Genomic DNA, 19,848 nt, shown 5'->3' on the forward strand with positions numbered 1-19,848 from the left:
CGCGTGCGAGGGACCGGGCGAAACGCCACTGCCGGGCGCCCCGGGGTGTCCCGAGCCCGGGGATAGGGTCCGGATGTGACTGCTGACCAGCGAAGCGCCCCCGGGCCGATCGAGGACTACGCGCTGCTCTCCGATATGCGCACCGCCGCGCTCGTCGGCAAGGACGGCTCGATCGACTGGCTGTGTCTTCCCCGCTTCGATTCCCCCTCGGTGTTCTCCAGGCTGCTCGGCGACGAATCGCACGGGCACTGGCGGATCGCGCCGACCGCGCAGGTCACCAAGGTGGAGCGGCGGTACCGGGACACCACGATGGTGCTCGAGACCGACTTCCACACCGAGGAGGGTGTGGTGCGGCTGGTCGACGCCATGCAGCCGCACCAGACCGACACCGACGACGCGCCCGCCGTGGTGCGCACCGTGATCGGGATCTCCGGTGAAGTCACCCTCGAGATGCGCTGGGTGCTTCGGTTCGCCTACGGGGACTCGATCCCCTGGGTGCGCCGGGTGCGCGCGGAGGACGGGGAGTACATCCTCGCGGTCGCCGGTCCGAGCGCGGTCACCCTGCACGGGGATCTGTTGCCCTATCGGGTCGACTCGGAGCGCGCGCACGGGGCGGAGTTCACCCTCGACGAGGGCGAGCAGCTGTCCTGGGCGCTGTCCTACTGCCCGGATCCCGAGGTGCACCAGCCGGTGATCGATCCGGCGGTCGAGGTGGACAACACCGAGCGATGGTGGCGGGACTGGGCGGGCGGGCTGCGCTACGAGGGCCCGCACCGGGAGGCCGTGCGTCGTTCGCTGCTCACCCTCAAGGCGCTGACCTACGCGCCGACCGGGGGCATCGTGGCCGCGCCGACCACCTCGCTGCCCGAGACCATCGGCGGGGAGCGCAACTGGGACTACCGGTACTGCTGGCTGCGCGATGCCACGCTGACCCTGCTCGCGCTGGACAACTTCGGCCGTTCGGGAGAGGCGTTCGCCTGGCGGCGGTGGCTGCACAGGGCACTGGCGGGGGATGCGAGCGATCTGCAGATCATGTATAGCATCGACGGTTCGAGGCACCTGTTCGAACAGGAGCTCGACTGGTTGCCCGGCTATCACGGTTCGGCGCCGGTACGGGTGGGCAACGGGGCGTTCCGGCAGCAGCAGCTGGATGTGTTCGGCGAGGTCATGGACGCGCTGCAGCTGGCGCGCGAGCGCGGGCTGGAGGAGACCCCGGAGTCCTGGGCGATGCAGCGCGGGCTGATGCGCCACCTGGAGACGATTTGGCAGCAGCCGGACAAGTCGCTGTGGGAGGTACGCGGCGAGGACCGGTACTTCGTCTATTCGCGGGTGATGATCTGGGTGGCCTTCGACCGGGCGGTGCGCGCCTGCGAATCGGGCCTTCCCGGGCCGGTGCAGCGCTGGCGGGAGATGCGCGAAGCGATGCACGCCGAGGTGCTCGAGCACGGGTACAACACCGAGCTCGGCACGTTCACCCAGTATTACGGCGGAACGACGGTGGACGCGGCGACATTGCGGCTGTCCTCGGTCGGGTTCCTTCCCGGCGACGATGAGCGCATGCTCGGCACCATCGACGCGGTCGGCCGGGAACTCGCGCACGGCGACCTCGTGGATCGGTACACCACCGGTGACCAGCAGGGACTGGACGGGCTCTCCGGCAAGGAGGGCGCCTTCCTGATGTGCTCCTTCTGGTACGTGGACGCGCTGGCCCTCGCCGGGCGCCGGGAGCAGGCCGAGGCGATGTTCGAGCGGCTGCTCGGGCTGGCCAATGACGTCGGCCTGCTCGCCGAGGAGTACGACGCGGAGCAGCAGCGGTTCATCGGGAACTTCCCGCAGGCGTTCTCCCACCTCGCCCTGGTGAACAGCGCGGCGACGCTGTGGGGCGACGGCGTGCACCGCAGGCATCACCGGGACCGTACGCGGGCGGAATGACTCTGTGCGCTAGTACTCACTGTATGAGTTCCCTGCGAAGTACCGCGTGTCGCCGCCCGATCAGATGAACTCTGCGTAGTACCATGCGCAACTTTGACCACAAGTGTTTACAACGGCCACATCGGTCACGCACACTTGCCGCGTGACCGGTTTGCGTGAAAGCTTCGACGGCTCCGTGTATCGACGGGGGCGTGGGGATTCGCGATCGGAACCGTGGATTTTCGCGCAATTAAGCGTGCGGAATTGTTCACTTCGGGCTCCGTTTTCGCAAACAGGCAAACCGTTCCGAAGATTATTGCCCCACGGGTCGGGCGCGCATATCATACGGCTCTCGCCATGAATTAACGGAAAATCACGGTTTGTGGTGAGTGCCTTGCATCCGCCTACTGGCGGTGACCGGGGCGAATCTGAAAAGCGAGGGCACAGAAAGGCATGATCATGAAGATCAGACCAAGACTCATCGCGGCGGGTGCGGCAGGAGTGTGCGCCGCGGCCTTGGCACTTCCTATTACTCAGGCTGGTGCCGAACCGGCGAACACACTCCCGGCGAACGGTATGCAGAACCCGGATGATCATTCGATGGGTTCGCAGATCCGGAAGCACGAGGGCCGGCCCGCCGCGCGCACGTTCTCCGCACTCGACAAGGCCGCGTCGAATCTGCAGGCGGGCGTGCAGGGCATCGATGTCTCCGGGCATCAGGGCAATGTGGACTGGAACGCGCAGTGGAATGCGGGTAAACGGTTCGCCTGGGTGAAGGCGACCGAGGGCACCGGTTACACCAGTCCGTACTTCGCCCAGCAGTACAACGGTTCGTACAGCAAGGGATTCATCAGGGGCGCGTATCACTTCGCACTGCCGAACAAGTCCTCCGGCGCCGTACAGGCGAACTACTTCCTTGCGCACGGCGGAGGGTGGAGCGGCGACGGGAAGACCCTTCCCGGCGCGCTCGACATGGAGTACAACCCGTACGGCGCCACCTGTTACGGGTTGAGCAAGTCCTCGATGACCAGCTGGATCAAGGACTTCTCCGACACCTACAAGGCCAAGACGAACAAGTATCCGGCGATCTACACCTCGACGAACTGGTGGAACCAGTGCGTCTCCGGAGACTTCTCGAAGACGAATCCACTGTGGGTGGCACGATACAGCTCGAGCGTCGGCGCGCTGCCGCCGAACTGGACCAGCTACACCGTATGGCAGTATTCCTCATCGCCGATCGATCAGGACGTATTCAACGGTTCCTATGATCGGCTGAAGGTATTCGCCACGAATCACGACTGAAGCCGGAGTCGCATAGTGCCGAATTCCCCGCCATGAGCCGTCTTCGTGGCGGGGAATTCGGATTTCAGTAAGGACAGCAAAACTGTCAACTGTGAAACTGTAAACTCTCAAGAAGGGGTCGGCAGAATCATGAAGTCGGGGAAACACGGAAAACAGATCCGGGCGGCGAGCGCGACGGCCGGGGTCGTGGCCGCGGCCTTGTGTCTCGGTGGCACGCTCCCGGCGGGCGCGGAAACCGAATCGGTGCAGAACCATTCGATGGGCGATTCCATTCGCGCCGAGCAGGGCAAGGCACCGAAGACCTTTTCCGCGATCGACAAACGCGCGGCGCGCCTGGCCGATACGGTGCGCGGGGTCGACGTGGCCAGCCACCAGGGCACTGTGGACTGGGCCGCGCAGTGGAACGCCGGTAAACGGTTCACCTGGGTGAAGGCGACCGAGGGCACCGGATACACGAACCCCTACTTCGGCCAGCAGTACAACGGCTCCTACGACAAGGGCTTCATCCGCGGCGCCTACCACTTCGCGCACCCGGACTCCACCTCCGGCGCGGAGCAGGCCAACTACTTCCTCGCGCACGGTGGCGGATGGACCGGAGACGGCAAGACCCTTCCCGGCGCGCTCGACATGGAAAGCGTGCAGGGCAAGCCGGCCTGCTACGGGCTGAGCAAGTCCGCGATGGGAGCCTGGATCAAGGACTTCTCCGATACCTACAAGGCCAAGACGAACAAGTATCCGGCGATCTACACCTCCGCGAACTGGTGGAGCCAGTGCGTGGACGGGGACTTCGCGAAGAGCAACCCGCTGTGGGTCGCGCGCTATGCCGCCGATCCCGGCCAGCTGCCCGGGACCTGGGGCGGCTATTCGGTGTGGCAGTACAACGATTCACCGATCGATCAGAACGTGTTCAACGGTTCCATGGATCAGCTCACCAAGTTCGCCACCGCTGCGGACTAGGCGAACTCGGGCAGACGAGCTGCCAGTTCATCGGGTGCGGGCATGGCCGCGACCTCCGCGGCCATGGTCCGGGCAGCCGCTGCCACCGCCGGTGTGGTGAGCAGGTGCCGTGCGGCCTCGGTGATCGTGCCCGGTTCGGTGAGTATCGTGCCGAGACCGAGCGCGTGCACGGTTTCGGCATTGGTGAACTGGTCGGCGCCCTGCGGGAGTACCAGTTGCGGGATGCCCGCGGCGAAGGCACCGAGCATGGTTCCGCTGCCGCCGTGATGCACGGCGAGCGAACTGGCCCGCAGCACGGCGTCCTGGGACACCCACGTTTCCAGGCGCACGTTGTCCGGGACGGCGCCGAGCGTCGCGGGATCGACCGCGGGCCCGGTGGCGACGAGTACCTCGGCGTCCAAAGTGGATAGCCCGGCGATGGCGGTGCGTAGCACTTCGACATCGCCGAACGCGGTGCCGAACGTGAGATAGAGCAGCGGGTGCCCGGTCCGGACGACCGGCTCGTGCCATTCACCGGGGCGCAACGGAATCCGGTCGGTGGTGGCGAGGGCTTCGGGTGCCTGCGCGGATTCCGGGCAGATATCGATGAACGGATCGGTGGCCTGCGGAGGTTCCCCGATACCGATTTCGGCGGCGAGCGCGCGTGAGTTCCGCTGGATCTCGGCGCCGAGGTCGGACGGGGAGACTCGGCCGAAGCCATGCCGCATGCCGGGAATACCGGCGAGTTTCGCGGCGAATCCGCCGCCGATGTTGCCCTGCTCGTACACGACGAGATCGGGGCGCTCGCGCTCGAGAATCGGGGTGAGGTCGGCGAGGAATCGGCGCGGCATGGCGTCCCCGAACACGGCGCCGAGGACCGGCCGCATCCCGTCCCCGCTCGGTGGCCGCCGGGGCACCGAGCCGGTCGCGGCGGCGAACGCCTCCTGGATGCTCCCACCGGCAGGCATCGTGCGCAGTCCGGCCTTCTCCGGTGCGGCCAAGAAGTCCGCATCGGTGGCGAACAGCACCTCATGCCCGGCCGAGCGAGCCGCCCCGGCGAGTGGAAGCAGCGGGCGCACGTGACCGTGGCCGGGAGCAGAGGTGAACAGCACTCGCATGCGTGCTCCTCGCTCGTGCCCTAGTCGAACAGCCGCGGCAGGGTGGCGTTCCAGGTCTCGGCGAGCTCGGTGAGGCTGAACTCGGCGACCCCCTGGATCTCCAGGCTTCCCGACTCCGCGTCGACCACCCCGGTCTTGCGCCAGGGCAACCCGCGCGCGGTGCACATCTCGGTGAACCGCAGTTCCTCGGAGCGCGGCACGGCGACCACGGCCCGGCCCGCGGATTCGGCGAACAGCTGCACGAACGGGTCCTGGTCCGGGTCGAGCAGCACCCGGGCCCCGGTCTGGCCGATCAGGGCCATCTCGATGACGGCCTGGATCAGCCCGCCGTCGGCCACATCGTGTGCCGCGGAGATCATCCCGTCCCGGGAACCGGCGACCAGGATCTCCCCGAGCAGCTTCTCCCACGCGAGATCGGCCTTGGGCGGGAGACCGCCCAGGTGGCCGTGCGCGACCCTGGCCCATTCGGAGCCGTCGAACTCGTCCCGGGTCTCGCCGAGCAGCAGCAGGGTTTCCCCGGTCTCGGTGCCGATCCCGGCCGGGATGCGCCGGTCCACATCGTCGATCACGCCGAGCACCGCGACCACCGGGGTGGGCAGGATCGCGGTCGAGCCGGTCTGGTTGTAGAAGCTGACGTTGCCGCCGGTGACCGGGATACCGAGTTCGGCGCACCCGTCGGCGATCCCGCGCACCGCCTCGCGGAACTGCCACATGACACCCGGATCCTCCGGGGAACCGAAGTTGAGGCAGTCGGAGACCGCGAGCGGGGTGGCCCCGCCACAGGCCACATTGCGGTAGGCCTCGGCGAGTGCGAGCCGAGCGCCCTCGTACGGATCGAGCGCCACGAAGCGGGAATTGCAGTCGGTGGCCACCGAGATTCCGCGGCCGGTCTGCTCGTCCACCCGCACCATGCCGGAATCCGCGGGCTGGGCGAGCACCGTGCCGCCGCGCACATAGCGGTCGTACTGGTCGGTGACCCAGCGCTTGGCCGCGAGGTTCGGCGCGGCGAGCATTTCCAGCACCGTCCTGCGCAGGTCATCCGGCCGGGCGAGGCTCGCGGATGTGTTGGCCTGCAAGGCGTCCTGGCTTTCCGGGCGCTGTACCGGCCGCTGGTAGACCGGTCCGTCGTGCGCCACGGTGCGCGGTGGCACATCCACCACGGTCTCCCCGTGCCAGGTGATGACCAGGTTGTCGCCGTCGGTGACCGCACCGATCTCGGTCGCGGTGACATCCCATTTCGCGCACACCGCCAGGAAGGCGTCCACGTGTTCCGGGGCGACGACCGCGCACATCCGTTCCTGGGATTCGCTGGAGAGCACCTCGGCCGGAGTCATGTCCTTGGCGCGCAACGGAACCCGGTCGAGTTCCACGCGCATCCCGCCGTCACCCGCGGAGGCGAGCTCACTGGTCGCGCAGGAGAGCCCGGCCCCGCCGAGGTCCTGGATGCCGACCACGATTCCCGCCCGGATCACCTCGAGGCAGCACTCGATGAGCACCTTCTCCGTGAACGGGTCGCCGACCTGCACGCTCGGCAGTTTCTTGCGCCCGCCGGAGGTCTCGTCCCCCTCGAAGGTCTCCGAGGCGAGCACCGAGACCCCGCCGATCCCGTCCAGGCCGGTGCGCGCCCCGAACAGGATCACCTTGTTCCCGGTGCCGCTGGCATGCGCCAGGTGCAGGTCCTCGCTGCGCATCGCACCCACACACAGGGCGTTGACCAGCGGGTTCCCGTTGTAGGACGAGTCGAAGACGAGCTCACCGCCCACGTTCGGCAGGCCGAGGCAGTTGCCGTAGTGCCCGATGCCGTCGACCACCCCGCGCACCACGCGCCTGGTGTCCTCGGCCTCCGCGGCACCGAACCGCAGCGGGTCCGCGACCGCGATCGGGCGCGCGCCCATGGCCATGATGTCCCGCACGATCCCGCCGACCCCGGTCGCCGCGCCCTGATGCGGTTCGACGTACGAGGGGTGGTTGTGCGATTCGACCTTGAACGTGACCGCCCAGCCGTCGCCGATATCGACGACGCCCGCGTTCTCCCCGATTCCGGCGAGCAGACGTGTTCGCATTTCCTCGGTCGTGGTCTCCCCGAAATACTTCAGGTGCACCTTGGAGGATTTGTAGGAGCAGTGCTCGGACCACATCACCGAATACATCGCCAGTTCGGCCTCGGTCGGGCGGCGGCCGAGTATTTCCCGGATGCGGGCGTACTCGTCGTCCTTGAGACCGAGCTCGGCGTATGGCTGGTCGAGTTCCGGGGTCTTCGCGGCCTCGGCCGTCGTGTCGATCATGCGTTCACGCGCCAATTGTCCGGCTCCTCGCTCGCTCCGCTCCTCCCTCGTTCCTCCGTCGATGCTCACTCGTTCGTCACCTTCACCAAAGAGTCGAGTGCGGAATAGAACATGCCGAGTCCGTCGTCGCTCGGGCCGGTCAGCGGATCGATCGCGTGTTCCGGATGGGGCATGAGGCCGAGAACGCGTCCGTTCGCCGAGCAGATTCCGGCGATATCGGCGCGCGAACCGTTAGGGTTCTCCTCGATATAACGGAAAACGATCCGGTTCTCGGCCTCGAGCGCGGCGATCGTTTCCTTGTCGGCCTGGTAATTGCCCTCACCGTGCTTGATCGGAACCAGGATCTCCGCGCCCGGCTCGTAGCGGGTGCTCCACGCGGTGCGGGTGTTCTCCACCCGCAGCCACTGGTCCCGGCACACGTAGTGCAGCCCCGCGTTGCGGGTGAGCGCCCCGGGAAGCAGCCCGGCCTCGCACAGGATCTGGAAACCGTTGCAGATGCCGAGCACCGGCATCCCGCCCGCGGCCGCCTCCAGCACCGGCCCCATCACCGGGGCGAACCGGGCGATCGCGCCGCAGCGCAGGTAGTCGCCGTAGGAGAACCCGCCGGGGACCACGACCGCGTCCACCCCGTGTAGCTCGGCGTCCCCGTGCCAGAGCGGGACCGCCTCGGCTTCGCAGCGGCGCACCGCGCGCACCACGTCCCCGTCGTCGAGCGAGCCGGGGAAGGTGATGACCCCGATCCTCATGACCCGACCCTGCGCACCGTGAACTCTTCGATCACCGTGTTCGCCAGGAACTCTTCGGCGATCCGGTGCAGCGCCGCATCGTCGACGGAGTCGTCGACATCCAGTTCGAAACGCTTGCCCTGACGTACCTCGCCGATACCGGTGAACCCGAGGCGAGGCAGCGCCTTCGCGACGGCCTGCCCTTGCGGGTCGAGGATCTCCGGCTTCGGCATGACCTCGACGACGACTCGTGCCACGTGCGTGCTCCAGATGGTGTGGGGTTGGCGTGACGGCTTCATCGTAGCCGTTCGCTTCCGGCGAACTCGGGGCGCTGTCCTGGGAGGTAGGACCGCGTGGCGCGGCTCACCGAGCGTGTGCGCCCGGCGCCGATCGGGAGCGCCCGGCCCCGGCCGGGCTCGCACCGCGCACGGTTTCCGAACGGCTCGGCGCGCTCATCGCCGCCGGGCTTGTGGACCCGGCGCGGTGCGGGACGCGAGTAAGCTGTTCGCGGAGCGCGCTGGGTGAGGCGTTTGTCGATTCGATCTAGCACAGTGCGTGGCGATAATGCTTGCCAGACAAGGAGAAAATCGATGCGATTTGTCCATTATGGACATGCTTGTGTTCTGGTGGAGACGGAACGGGCCAGGCTGCTTTTCGATCCGGGCGCGTTCTCGACGGGGTACGCCGGGCTCACCGATCTGGACGCGGTCCTGATCACCCACGAGCACTTCGATCACCTCGACACGGAGGCGCTTCCGGCGCTGCTCGAGGGGAACCCGCGGGCGCGGCTGGTGGTGGACGCCGGGGCGGCGAAGCTCGTGGAGGGCCTGGAGTTCACGGTGGCGCGCCCGGGTGACGAGCTCACCCTCGGCGGGGCGAAGGTGCGGGCCACCGGTGGGCAGCACGCGATCATTCACGAGGACATTCCGGTCATTTCGAACACCGGTTTCCTCGTGGAGGACGGCGGTTTCTATCATCCCGGCGACTCGCTTTTCGTTCCGCCACAGGAGATCGACGTGCTCGGGGTGCCGATTTCCGGACCGTGGCTGAAAACCTCCGAAGCGATCGGATTCGCGCGGGTGGCCAAGCCGCGGGTGGCGGTGCCGATCCACGAGGCGGTGCACGCGAATCCCGCGATGTTCCACGGCATGATCGGCAATCTGCTCCCGGAGGAGACCGCGTTCACCGTGCTCGAGCAGGGGCAGCAGACCGCTCTCTAGCGAATCCCGCGTAGGTCAGCGCCCTCGCGCCCCTGGCGAGTGCGCTGTCCACGGCCCGCAGCACCGGGGTGATCTCGGTGCCCGCGGGCACATCGAGGCGCACCAGCCCGCCGCGCCGTGCGGTCCGGTCGATGTGCGCGTGCAGTGCGATGCCGGGTTCGCGGACCCGGCCACGGATGACCGTCAGCTTCTGTAGATCTCCGCTGTGCAGATCTCCGCTGTGCAGACCGATCAGGTCGGTGCGTCGCGCGCACACCAGATATTCGTTGCGCCGCAAGGCGACCAGGGTTCCCATGGAGGCGTGCCAGCCTGGCGCGGCGAAGGCATGGCTGCGCAGCCCGGCCGCGTCCATCGCCCGCCGTGCGGCCAGTAGCCGCAGCCCTGCCTCGTGCGCGGGGAGGGTCGCGAACCGGACCTCCGGGCGGGTCACGATCGCGTCGCCGAGTTCCGCGCGCTCCGCGAGCCAGTCGCGCACCTTCCGTACCCGCAGCGGGTCGACGAGCAGCGAGGCGGGCACCCCGCGAGCGTGCAGTGCGTCGAGGAAGTTCGCGCACCAGCGCTGTCCCTGGTGCGTGATATCGGAGACCGAGACCACCAGCCGGGTGTCCATACCTCGAGTACAGCCGCGTTCGGTGACCAGCTCATGACGGCCCGGCGACCGCGCCTCGACTCTTGTCCGAAGACTCTCACTCGAACATCGGTGCTGTGATCCAGTTCATAGATCGTTACGGAAACAAGAAACTTGAGTCGTGCGTTGTCAAGGGTGTATCCAGTCGGCAGGAGCCGCTGGTCAGCGAGAGGAGAAGACCATGTTGCTGCGTACCGAACCCTTCCGTGAGCTCGACCGCCTGTTCTTCAATGGGCAGGGCAATGCCGGACGGAACAACGGCTGGACGAGCCGCACCGGAAGCCTCGCCATGGACGCCTACGCCAAGGACGGCGAGTACGTGCTCAGCTTCGACCTTCCCGGGGTCGCCGAGGACGCGATCGAGGTGAAGGTGGAGCGCAATGTGCTCACCGTGAAGGCCGAGCGCACTCCCGAGTACGGCGAGGACGCCAAGGTGCAGATCGCCGAGCGCCGCCGCGGCACCCAGTCCCGCCAGGTGTTCCTCGGCGAGACCCTGGACACCGACGACATCACCGCCGACTACCAGGCCGGCGTGCTCACTCTGCGCATTCCGATCGTGGAGCAGGCCAAGGCGCGCACGATCGCGGTCAACGGGGCGAAGGAGCTCGCCAACTAAGAGCTCGCGAACCGAGCGAGTGAAGGTCCGTACGAAAAGTGCCTCCCGGTATCGGGAGGCACTTTTTCATTGCCGGGGCTTTATTGCGGCGGTGTGATCAGTGCCGCGGTGAGCAGGCGGGGGAGCACCTGGGTGATGAACGGGCTTTCCATCGGGGTGAGCTCGCCCTCGAACATCACCCGCTCTGCGGCCGTCTCGTACAGCGTCGCGAGCACCGAGGCCACGTCCTCCACCGGCATGGTCAGCTCCACCCCGACTTTGGTGAACAGGGTGGCCAGTACCTCGGAGAGCTGGCTGTCCAGCTGGTTCATCATGTCCCGGAACCCGGCGCGCAGCTGCGGATCACGCAGCGCGATCGCCTTGAACTCGATGGTCATCAGGTGCCAGCTCTTGTCGGTCACGAGCGGTTCCAGATAGACGGCGCTGACCCGGCCGATCGCCGCGCGCAGCGAGGTCAGATCGCGCAGCTCGGCGTCCCCGAGCACCTCGGCGAGCGTGCTGCGCAGATTGTCCACCTGGGTGCGCATGTGCTCGTCGAAGACGGCGAGGAACAGGTCTTCCTTGCTGCCGAAGTTGGAGTAGAAGGCGCCCCTGGTGAATCCGGCGCGTTCACAGATCAGCTCGATGGGGGCGTCCCGGATACTGTGTTCGGTGAACACCTCATAGGCGGCGTCCATCAGCCGCCGCCGGGTTTCCGCGCGTCTGCGGGTACCCCCACCGGGTGAGGTCTTCGCCCGCGGGGCCCCGGGATCGGCAAGCTGGTCGCCAGCACCTCGAACTGTCATAACTCCAGCGCCTCCCGGCCCGTCCTGCCCACGTGACTCAACACATACAGCGTTCAATACACTGTGCATCTAGGATACGTCATGTATCGAGTGGTGTCGCGGCCTGAGTTGACACAGTCGAGACCGCGCATCGTTCATCGTGGTGAACAGCTTCGAGCACAGCCGGGAGCCAAAACATTGTCTTCGTTCCTGTACCGCCTTGGTCGTGCCGCCGCGCGCGCTCGCTGGTTCGTGCTCGCCGCCTGGCTCGTGGTGCTCATCCTGGTCGGCGGGTCCTACATGCTGTTCAACAAGGGCACCGAGGACAACTTCACCATTCCCGGCTCCTCCGCCCAGGACGCGCTCGACCACTTGAACCGGGTGTTCCCGCAGGTGAGCGGTTCGCAGGGACAGGCGATCGTGGTCGTGCCCAAGGGTATGGACATCCACGACCCGGCGGTCAGGACCGCGGTGTCCACCGCCACCGAACGGATGGCCAAGGTCGATCAGGTCACCATGGCCGGGAACCCGTTCGACAAGAACTCCAAGGGGCAGATCGCCAAGGACAACCAGGCGGCGCTGATCCAGATGCAGATCAACGCGCAGCCGCAGAACATCCACCAGCAGACCAAGGACGAGCTGTCGAATATCTCGCATGACCTCGCGCGCCAGATAGGCCACGAGGCCAAGGTGCAGCTCGGCGGGAACGCGTTCAACAACCCGCTTCCCCAGCTGGGCATCACCGAGGTGCTCGGTGTCATCATCGCGCTGATCGTGCTGCTGCTGATGTTCCGCTCGTTCATCGCGGCGGGGATGCCGTTGCTCACCGCGCTGATCGGGGTGGGGATCGGCGTCGGGCTGACCTATGCCGCGACCGCGGTGATCGAGATCAACTCCACCGCCCCGCTGCTGGGCATCATGCTCGGGCTCGCGGTCGGGATCGACTATGCCCTGTTCATCCTGTCCCGACATCGAGATCAGCTCGGCGAGGGACTGGAGGTGCGCGAGTCGATCGGCAGGGCGACCGCGACCGCCGGATCCGCGGTCATCTTCGCGGGCACCACGGTGATGATCGCGCTCATCGGGCTGTTCGTGGCGGGAATCCCGTTCCTGACCGTGATGGGCATGGCCGCGGCCTTCTCGGTCGCGGTGGCGGTACTGGTCGCGGTGACGCTCATTCCCGCGCTGCTGGCCTTCGCCGGGGAGAAACTGCGCCCGCGTTCGGCTCGCCCGCGCAACCACGGCAACACCAAACCGCGCCGTCAGCCCAGGCACCGCATCGCGCGCGGCTGGGTGAAGGCGGTGACCAAGGTCCCCGCGCTGACCGTGGTGCTGGTGATCGCCGGGCTCGGGGTGTGCGCCCTGCCCGCGAGCGATCTCACGCTCAGCCTGCCGAACAACGGCCAGGAACCGGTCGGCACCGCGCCGCGCGATTCCTGGGACACCATCTCCGAGCATTTCGGCCCCGGGTTCAACGCCCCGCTGATGGTGACCGCGAACATCGTCGGCAGCCACGATCCGATCGGCGTGATGAACGGGATCGCCGACGAGGTCCGGGATCTGCCCGGGGTGGCCGCGGTGCCGATCTCCACTCCGAACGCGACCGCGGACACCGGCATCATGCAGGTGGTCCCGGACGGGGACGGGTTCTCCGAACAGACCAAGCAGCTGGTCACCAAGATCCGTTCGCTGCAAGGACATTTCCAGGACAAGTACGGGGTCTCCACGGCGATCACCGGAATCACCGCGGTCGCGCTCGACGTCTCCGATCAGCTCGCCGGATCGCTGCTGCCGTTCGGGATCCTCGTGGTCGGGCTCTCGCTGATCCTGCTCGCGATGGTGTTCCGCTCGATCTGGGTGCCGATCAAGGCCGCGGCGGGCTATCTGCTCTCGGTACTCGTCGCGTTCGGGGCGACCTCCTTCGTGTTCGTGCAGGGGCATTTCGCCGATCTGTTCAACATCCCGAAGACCGGCAGCGTGATCAGCTTCTTACCGATCCTGCTGATGGGTGTGCTCTTCGGTCTCGCGATGGACTACGAGGTGTTCCTCGTGACCCGGATCCGCGAGGAATTCGTGCACAAGGGCGACCCGCGCCAGGCGATCGAGACCGGGTTCATCTCCGCCTCCCGCGTGGTGACCTCCGCGGCGATCATCATGTTCGCGGTGTTCGCCGCCTTCGTCCCGGAGGGGAACGGGCCCATCAAACCGATGGCGTTCTCCTTGGCGATCGGGGTGTTCGTGGACGCGTTCATCGTGCGGATGATCCTGGTCCCCGCGGTGCTCGCGCTGCTGGGCAAGCACGCCTGGTGGTTGCCGCGCTGGCTGGAGCGGCGCCTGCCGGTGTTCGACGCCGAGGGCGACGGCCTGATGAACGAGCTGCGGCTGCAGGACTGGCCGAGCCCGGAATCCGATGACGCGATCAACGCGGCCCGGCTGCGGCTCGGCGATGACCGCAACCACACCGTGTTCTCGGACTTCGCGGTGCACCTGCCGCGCGGTGGCGTGCTGGCGATCAGCGGACCGGCCCCGTCCGGTAAGTCCGCGCTGCTGTACACGCTCGCCGGGCGGGTGCGGCGCATCGACGGTGATCTGAAGGTGCTCGGCAACGTGCTTCCGCAGCGGGCGCACGCGATCCGCCGTCGGGTGGCGCTCATTCCCTGCCGTACCACCAACCATCCCGGCGAGGAGGTGCGCGCCGCGCTCCGCGACGGGATCCGGCTGATCCTGCTCGACGATGCCGATCTGGTGGTGAACACCGAGGAGCGCGCGATCCTCCGGGATGTGCTCTCCGCCCCCATCGGCGGGGATGGAACACCGGCGAGCGTGGCGCTAACGTGTCAGTCCCCCACCTTGCTTTTCGACCTGTTACCCGCGGGGACCGTCTCGGTGGATCTGGGTAACCGGCCCGCGAACGTGGCGCCCGCGAATGACGACCCGACGATGGAACAGACCCTCACGATCCAGGACGCGGAGGTCAACTGAATGTTCGACCCGCAACGCAAGTCCCGATTCGGCTCGCTTTTCCGGCCGTTCGCGAACGCGGCCGGTTCGACCGGTACCGGCCCGGTCACCTGGCGCACCTGGCTCGGGCTGATCATCGTGCCCTCGCTGATCGTGGGCGTGCTCGCCTGGGCGTTCTGGGCACCGGGGACCAACCGCGGGAGCGCGCAGGCCGCCGTGGTGAACAATGACGAGCCGGTGAAGATCCAGGGGCAGCTGCTCCCGCTCGGCCGCGAACTCGCCGGGAAGATCATCGACAACAAGGACTCCAGTTTCGACTGGAGCCTCACCAACGAAAGCGATGCCAAGGACGGACTGGCGAGCGGAAAATACGCCACCGTCGTCACCATCCCGAAGAATTTCTCCAAATCCGCGACCTCCGCGGCGAGCGTCACGATGAAGGGTGATCCGAAAACGGCGCGCCAGGCCAATGTGGACATCAAGACCTCGAGCAATGGCAAAGTCGTCGACCCGATGATGAGCAGCGATATCGCCAAGGCCACCGTCGCCACGCTCAACCAGCAGGTCGTGGAGACCTATCTGGACCAGATCTATGTCGGCTTCAACGGTATGCACGACATGATCGGCAAGGCCGCGCAGGGTGCGGGCAAGGTCAAGGACGGGCTGAGCCAGCTCACCAGTGGCACCGGTCAGCTCGCCGACGGCACGAAACTGCTCAGCGGCGCGGCGAACCAGCTCGACACCGGGGCGCAGACGCTCAACGGCGGGATCGGCCAGCTGGCCCAGGGCTCGGGCGCGCTGGCGAACGGGCTGCAGCAGGGCGCCGAGCAGACCAAGCAGATGCCCGCGCTGATGCGCAAACTCGCGGACGGGGCCAAACAGGTCGCGGACGGCAACCAGAAGATGGCCGACCAGATCGGCCCGATGGCGGACGGCATCATCAAGTTCATCGATTCCCTCCCCTCCACCGACGGAGTGGCCAAGAAGTTCCAGCAGATCGCCGCGCAGTGCGAGGCATCCGGTGCGGCCCCGCAGTTCTGCGCCGGACTGAAACAGACCGCGGACAAGTTCGCCGGGCAGTCCGACGACACCAAGGGCCAGCTCGCCAAGATCCGCCAGGCGGCGGTCGACACGAAGAACGGAACCGCCGCGCTCGCCAAGGGTGCGAGGCAGGTCGCCGACGGCAACCAGCAGCTGGCCGACAAGGCACCGCAGATGATCGGCATGATCGGGAAAGCGGCCGATGGCGCGGGCAAGCTGGACGGCGGGATCCACAAGCTGCAGGGCGGAACCGGGCAACTCGCGAACGGGACCAAGCAGCTCGCCGACAAGGCACCCGAACTCGTCAAGGGCGTCGGCGGACTACAGGACGGTGCCTCGAAGCTCGGCGACGGCGCCGGGCAGCTCGCGGGCGGGCTGGACAAGGGCAAGCAGCAGGTGCCCAGTTACTCCGAGGACGGCAGGGACCACCTGAAGACGGTCGCGGCGAATCCTGCGCTCGCGAACGCGCTCGGTGGCCCGGACTTCGGCCCGTTCGCGATCGCGCTGATCCTCGCCGTCGCGCTGTGGGCGCTCGCGCTGGCGCTGTACATGCTCACCCGCGCGGTGCCACCCGAGGTGCTCACCTCACGGGAACCGACCTGGAAGATCGTGTTCCGTGCCGCACTGCCCGGTGCGGGCATCGCGACCGCGGCCGCCGCGGTGATCAGCCTCGTACTGCTGCCCTTCCTCGGTCTCGGTGTGGCGCACTGGTTCGAACTGCTCGGGGTGCTCGTGCTCGCCGCGAATTCCTTCGTCGCGCTCAACCAGGCCGTGATCGCGATCTTCAAACGACCGGGGAGATTCCTGTCCTTCGCGGTGCTCGTGCTCACCATCGCCAGCGGGGTGGTCAGCACCGTGCCTGGCTTCTTCGACACCGTCGGCGGGCTACTCCCGACCAACGGCGCGATCGAGGCCGTGCGCTCGGTGACCACCGGATCGGACGGGCTGGCCAGCGGGCTGATCCAGTTGCTCGCCTGGCTGATCGTCGGCGGACTGGCCAGCATCGTGGTCACCGATCGCCGCCGTTCGCTTCCCGCGCGGCAGCTGCGGCTGGGGGCCTAGAATCCTGGTTCAGAAGCCCTTGGTCAGCAGCGGCCAGGCGCGCTGTAGTTCACGGAACCAGTACGGCCAGGAGTGCGTGCCCGCGCCGTAGAAGTCGGTGGTCACCGGGATACCGAGCAGCTTCAGCTTGGCGACGAAACCGAGCGAGTTCGCCAGGGTCGGCGGTTCGAGCAGGTTCGCGGCCGGAGTCTGGTCCGGCGGGTCGAGATCGGTGGACAGCCCGTTGCCTGCGGAGACGAACAGCCGGGTACCGCGCAGCTTGTCCGCATTGTCGAAGGGGTTGTGCGCCCGCCAGATGCCGGACTGGGTGACCGGGTTTCCCCAGAGCGCGAACGGGACCTGGTCGCTGCGCAGGGTGCCGAAGAGCACGGAGACCTGCCCGCTGGGCGCGCGGGTGTTCAGGATCCCGCTGAAGGCCGCGGCGGCACCGAACATGCCCGGGCGGCGGCTCGCGTACTCCATCGCGCCGTACGCGCCCGCGGAGAGCCCGGCGATCGCCCGTTTCGTGCCCGCGCGGTAATTGCGTTCGAGGATCTGGCGCATCTCGTCCAGATGGAATTTCTCCCAATTCGGCGGACCGTACTTGCCGAAGTTCCACCAGTCGGAGTAATTGCCATTGATGCCGTCGCTCGGCATGGCCACGATGACGTTCTTGTCTTTCGCGAATTGTTCGATATCGGTGAAATCCGTCCAGGACCGGTAGTCGTGGGCCGGTTCGCAGCAGCCGCCGAGCAGGTCCACGACCGGCCAGGTCCGTGGCGAGGTCCTGGCCCAGCCGGGCGGGAGCAGCAACCGCATGCTCGCCTTCCTGCCCAGCGCGGGGGACTGCATCCGCACATCCAGTTCCCGCGGGCCGATCCACTGTTCCTGGTAGACGCGCGCACCGTCGTCCGCCTGGCGCTGTGCCGCGGCCGCACTGGTGACCCCGGTGGCACTCAGTGTGAGTAGTACGGCCGCCAACAGCGAAAACACTGCCTTCGCCGTCTTGCTTCCGATACGCATACGCGGACTTTATCCGCGGTGAATCGATCATCCGGAAAAAACAACCCTTCGCGGGGAGTGCGCGTATCCCCGGTATTGGTCACCGGTAACTTTCCCGTTGTGTTGCGTGACTGGCTGAACCCCGCGAAGCCGCTCGAGTCACGGGCCGAACGCGGCGAGCGGCGGCTCATCGTCATCGAGCTCGTCATCGTCTTCGCGATCACGCTCGGGCTCTCCGGGCTGCGCAGCCTGCTCTCGCTGCTCGATTCGCTGCTGCGCACCACCCCGCTGGACAAGCAGACCGTGGCGATCAACGCCCCGCAGGCGCGCGCGGACTGGCTCGACCTGCTCACCCAGCTCGCCGGGATCCTGCAGCTGTTCGCCTGGGCGGCGCTCGGTCTGTACCTGTTGCACCGCAGCGGGATCGGTGCGCGGGCGATCGGGCTCGCCCGCCGGGTGACCGGGCGGGACTGGCTCGGCGGGGCCGGGCTCACCGCGCTGATCGGCATCCCGGGGCTCGGCCTGTACTTCGCCGCCCGTGCGATCGGGGCGAACCTCAACGTCGCACCGTCCACATTGGATGGAACCTGGTGGCGGGTGCCGGTGCTGGTGATCTCCGCGGTCGCGAACGCGGTCGCCGAGGAGGTGCTGGTGGTCGGGTTCCTGTTGACCCGGCTGCGCCGGTTCGGGGCCAGGGAGAACAGCGCGCTGTTCATCGCCGCCGTGCTGCGCGGTTCCTATCACCTGTACCAGGGGTTCGGCGGATTCGTGGGCAATCTGCTCATGGGCCTGGTGTTCGGGCGGGTGTGGCAGCGGACCAACCGGCTCTGGCCACTGGTGCTCGCGCACAGCCTGATCGATCTGATCGCGTTCGTCGGCTATGCGCTGCTCGCCCCGCTGCTACCGTTCTTGCGCTGAGCAACGATCAATTGGTTAGATCGTGAATTCGCACAACAATCCGTAGGTCCTGTGGCGAATCACGATCGAATACGTTGTCAGCTCTCGGTCCGGCACGTGGTTGCGAGTACGCTCCGAAACCATGGGAAGCGTGGAAAGCGAGGTCGGCACGCTGCGCAGCGTGCTGCTGCACCGTCCGGGCAAGGAACTCAAGCGACTCACCCCGCGCAACAATGACCAGCTGCTGTTCGACGGCCTGCCCTGGGTCGGGCGGGCGCAGGAGGAACACGACGCGTTCGCCGAACTGCTCCGCTCGCGGGACATCGAGGTGCTGCTGCTCGGTGAACTGCTCGCGACCGCGCTCGAGGACGAGCGCGCGCGGGCCGCGGGAATCGGTTCCGCCGTGGTCGAGCGGCGGATCGGGCTCGATCTCGCCGACGCGCTGCGCTCGCACCTGAGCGGGCTCAAACCCGAGGACCTGGCCGGGGTGCTGATGGCCGGGCTCACCTTCGAAGAACTGCCCGCCGCCGAAGGTGCCTCCCTGGTGCGCCGGATGCACCAGCCCGCCGATTTCCTCATCGAGCCGCTGCCGAACCTGTTGTTCACCCGGGATTCCTCGGCCTGGGTCGGGGACCGGGTGGCGATCGCCTCGCTCGTGCTTCCGGCCCGGATCAGAGAATCCGCCATCACCGACATCGTGTACGCCTACCACCCGCGGTTCGCCGGGACCGCCCGCGCCTACGGTGCGCACTCCGCGCCGATCGAGGGCGGGGATGTGCTCGCGCTCGCCCCGGGCGTGCTCGCCATCGGTGTCGGCGAGCGCACCACCCCGGCCGGTGCGGAATCCTTCGCGCGCAGCGCCTTCCGCGACGAGCTCGCGCACACCGTGCTCGCCGTGCCCATCGAACAGCAGCGCGCCTCGATGCACCTGGACACCGTGTGCACCATGGTCGACACCGATGCCGTGGTCATGTACCCGGCCATCCGGGACAGCCTCGACGCGTATCCGGTGCGCCCCAACGGAGACGGGGTCACCGTCGAAGGACCGGTGCCCTTCCTCGACGCCGCTGCCGAGGCCATGGGGATCGGGCGGCTGCGGGTCATCGACACCGGGCTCGATCCGGTCACCGCCGAACGCGAACAGTGGGACGACGGCAACAACACCCTCGCGCTGGCCCCCGGTGTGGTCGTTGCCTACGAGCGCAACACCGAGACGAACGCGCGGCTGCGCGACGCGGGGGTCGAGGTGCTGCCCATCTCGGGTTCGGAACTGGGTTCCGGTCGTGGCGGACCGCGTTGCATGTCCTGTCCACTGGACCGCGCCCCGCTCTGAGCAACCCCGTCTAGCTCAGGGGCAGATCGAGTTGGTCCACGGGCACATCGCGGCGTCGTAGTCGTCCG

16 protein-coding genes are annotated in these 19,848 nt (G+C 67.4%); 9 read left to right on the plus strand and 7 right to left on the minus strand.

Going from position 1 to position 19,848, the window contains the following annotated elements; genetic code table 11:
* The first annotated feature begins 75 nt into the window (after positions 1–75).
* The 3 genes from A37U_RS45425 (at position 76) to A37U_RS0126815 (ending at position 4,170) form a co-directional block, all read left to right on the plus strand.
* A complete protein-coding gene (locus A37U_RS45425; protein ID WP_020499758.1) occupies positions 76–1,932 on the plus strand; it encodes a glycoside hydrolase family 15 protein in 1,857 nt (618 codons plus the stop codon).
* A gap of 432 nt (positions 1,933–2,364) precedes the next feature.
* Positions 2,365–3,213, plus strand: coding sequence for a lysozyme (locus A37U_RS0126810; protein WP_157183030.1), 849 nt, complete (start codon positions 2,365–2,367; stop codon positions 3,211–3,213).
* Positions 3,214–3,342: 129 nt separating this feature from the next.
* Entirely contained in the window at positions 3,343–4,170 is an 828-nt protein-coding gene (locus tag A37U_RS0126815) for a lysozyme (protein WP_020499760.1), read from the plus strand.
* On the opposite strand, the gene A37U_RS0126820 is transcribed toward A37U_RS0126815, so the two are convergent.
* The 4 genes from A37U_RS0126820 to purS form a co-directional block, all read right to left on the minus strand.
* Positions 4,167–5,267 (minus strand): glycosyltransferase, encoded by a 1,101-nt coding sequence (locus tag A37U_RS0126820; RefSeq protein ID WP_020499761.1) that lies wholly within the window; start codon positions 5,265–5,267, stop codon positions 4,167–4,169. The two genes, A37U_RS0126815 and A37U_RS0126820, sit on opposite strands and share 4 nt — an antisense overlap.
* A gap of 20 nt (positions 5,268–5,287) precedes the next feature.
* Positions 5,288–7,552 (minus strand): phosphoribosylformylglycinamidine synthase subunit PurL, encoded by a 2,265-nt coding sequence (gene purL, locus A37U_RS0126825; protein WP_020499762.1) that lies wholly within the window; start codon positions 7,550–7,552, stop codon positions 5,288–5,290.
* A gap of 65 nt (positions 7,553–7,617) precedes the next feature.
* Positions 7,618–8,298 (minus strand): phosphoribosylformylglycinamidine synthase subunit PurQ, encoded by a 681-nt coding sequence (purQ, locus tag A37U_RS0126830; RefSeq protein WP_020499763.1) that lies wholly within the window; start codon positions 8,296–8,298, stop codon positions 7,618–7,620.
* On the minus strand, positions 8,295–8,534 hold the full coding sequence (gene purS / locus A37U_RS0126835; protein ID WP_020499764.1) for a phosphoribosylformylglycinamidine synthase subunit PurS: 240 nt from the start codon (positions 8,532–8,534) through the stop codon (positions 8,295–8,297). Before purS ends, purQ begins: the two co-directional genes overlap by 4 nt.
* Before the next feature lie 333 nt (positions 8,535–8,867).
* Here purS and A37U_RS0126840 point away from each other — a divergent pair, with 333 nt between their 5' ends.
* Positions 8,868–9,497: an MBL fold metallo-hydrolase gene (locus A37U_RS0126840; protein ID WP_026197638.1), complete on the plus strand. Its 630-nt coding sequence runs from the start codon at positions 8,868–8,870 to the stop codon at positions 9,495–9,497.
* Here A37U_RS0126840 and A37U_RS45430 read toward each other — a convergent pair.
* The gene (locus A37U_RS45430; protein ID WP_020499766.1) at positions 9,460–10,107 is read right to left on the minus strand and encodes a hypothetical protein; all 648 of its coding nucleotides are present in this window, start codon (positions 10,105–10,107) and stop codon (positions 9,460–9,462) included. The genes A37U_RS0126840 and A37U_RS45430 overlap by 38 nt on opposite strands.
* A 199-nt stretch (positions 10,108–10,306) precedes the next feature.
* On the opposite strand from A37U_RS45430, the gene A37U_RS0126850 reads away from it, so the two are divergent.
* The gene (locus A37U_RS0126850) at positions 10,307–10,741 is read left to right on the plus strand and encodes an Hsp20/alpha crystallin family protein (protein ID WP_020499767.1); all 435 of its coding nucleotides are present in this window, start codon (positions 10,307–10,309) and stop codon (positions 10,739–10,741) included.
* Between the two features lie 80 nt (positions 10,742–10,821).
* On the opposite strand, the gene A37U_RS45435 is transcribed toward A37U_RS0126850, so the two are convergent.
* Positions 10,822–11,526, minus strand: a complete 705-nt coding sequence (locus A37U_RS45435; RefSeq protein WP_040588771.1) for a TetR/AcrR family transcriptional regulator — start codon at positions 11,524–11,526, stop codon at positions 10,822–10,824.
* Positions 11,527–11,703: 177 nt separating this feature from the next.
* On the opposite strand from A37U_RS45435, the gene A37U_RS45440 reads away from it, so the two are divergent.
* Positions 11,704–14,487, plus strand: a complete 2,784-nt coding sequence (locus A37U_RS45440) for an MMPL family transporter (protein ID WP_083933851.1) — start codon at positions 11,704–11,706, stop codon at positions 14,485–14,487.
* Complete coding sequence (locus A37U_RS0126865) at positions 14,488–16,569, plus strand: YhgE/Pip domain-containing protein (protein ID WP_020499770.1); 2,082 nt, start codon at positions 14,488–14,490, stop codon at positions 16,567–16,569.
* Between the two features lie 9 nt (positions 16,570–16,578).
* On the opposite strand, the gene A37U_RS0126870 is transcribed toward A37U_RS0126865, so the two are convergent.
* Complete coding sequence (locus tag A37U_RS0126870) at positions 16,579–17,571, minus strand: alpha/beta hydrolase (RefSeq protein WP_020499771.1); 993 nt, start codon at positions 17,569–17,571, stop codon at positions 16,579–16,581.
* Positions 17,572–17,673: 102 nt separating this feature from the next.
* On the opposite strand from A37U_RS0126870, the gene A37U_RS0126875 reads away from it, so the two are divergent.
* A complete protein-coding gene (locus A37U_RS0126875) occupies positions 17,674–18,468 on the plus strand; it encodes a CPBP family intramembrane glutamic endopeptidase (RefSeq protein WP_205623036.1) in 795 nt (264 codons plus the stop codon).
* A gap of 121 nt (positions 18,469–18,589) precedes the next feature.
* Entirely contained in the window at positions 18,590–19,780 is a 1,191-nt protein-coding gene (locus tag A37U_RS0126880) for an arginine deiminase (protein ID WP_020499773.1), read from the plus strand.
* Positions 19,781–19,848: the final 68 nt, after the last annotated feature.

It is taken from the genome of Sciscionella marina DSM 45152 (genome assembly GCF_000379465.1).
GTDB classification, from domain to species: Bacteria; Actinomycetota; Actinomycetes; order Mycobacteriales; family Pseudonocardiaceae; genus Sciscionella; species Sciscionella marina.

What these genes read in the sequence shown, in the direction of transcription:
- A37U_RS0126865 (WP_020499770.1), top strand. Translation starts at nt 14,488, where the DNA reads ATGTTCGACCCGCAACGCAAGTCCCGATTCGGCTCGCTTTTCCGGCCG.
- purQ (WP_020499763.1), bottom strand. Translation starts at nt 8,298, where the DNA reads ATGAGGATCGGGGTCATCACCTTCCCCGGCTCGCTCGACGACGGGGAC.
- A37U_RS0126840 (WP_026197638.1), top strand. Translation starts at nt 8,868, where the DNA reads ATGCGATTTGTCCATTATGGACATGCTTGTGTTCTGGTGGAGACGGAA.
- A37U_RS45430 (WP_020499766.1), bottom strand. Translation starts at nt 10,107, where the DNA reads ATGGACACCCGGCTGGTGGTCTCGGTCTCCGATATCACGCACCAGGGA.
- A37U_RS45435 (WP_040588771.1), bottom strand. Translation starts at nt 11,526, where the DNA reads ATGACAGTTCGAGGTGCTGGCGACCAGCTTGCCGATCCCGGGGCCCCG.
- A37U_RS0126880 (WP_020499773.1), top strand. Translation starts at nt 18,590, where the DNA reads ATGGGAAGCGTGGAAAGCGAGGTCGGCACGCTGCGCAGCGTGCTGCTG.
- A37U_RS0126870 (WP_020499771.1), bottom strand. Translation starts at nt 17,571, where the DNA reads ATGCGTATCGGAAGCAAGACGGCGAAGGCAGTGTTTTCGCTGTTGGCG.
- purL (WP_020499762.1), bottom strand. Translation starts at nt 7,552, where the DNA reads ATGATCGACACGACGGCCGAGGCCGCGAAGACCCCGGAACTCGACCAG.
- A37U_RS0126850 (WP_020499767.1), top strand. Translation starts at nt 10,307, where the DNA reads ATGTTGCTGCGTACCGAACCCTTCCGTGAGCTCGACCGCCTGTTCTTC.
- A37U_RS0126815 (WP_020499760.1), top strand. Translation starts at nt 3,343, where the DNA reads ATGAAGTCGGGGAAACACGGAAAACAGATCCGGGCGGCGAGCGCGACG.
- A37U_RS0126820 (WP_020499761.1), bottom strand. Translation starts at nt 5,267, where the DNA reads ATGCGAGTGCTGTTCACCTCTGCTCCCGGCCACGGTCACGTGCGCCCG.
- A37U_RS0126810 (WP_157183030.1), top strand. Translation starts at nt 2,365, where the DNA reads ATGATCATGAAGATCAGACCAAGACTCATCGCGGCGGGTGCGGCAGGA.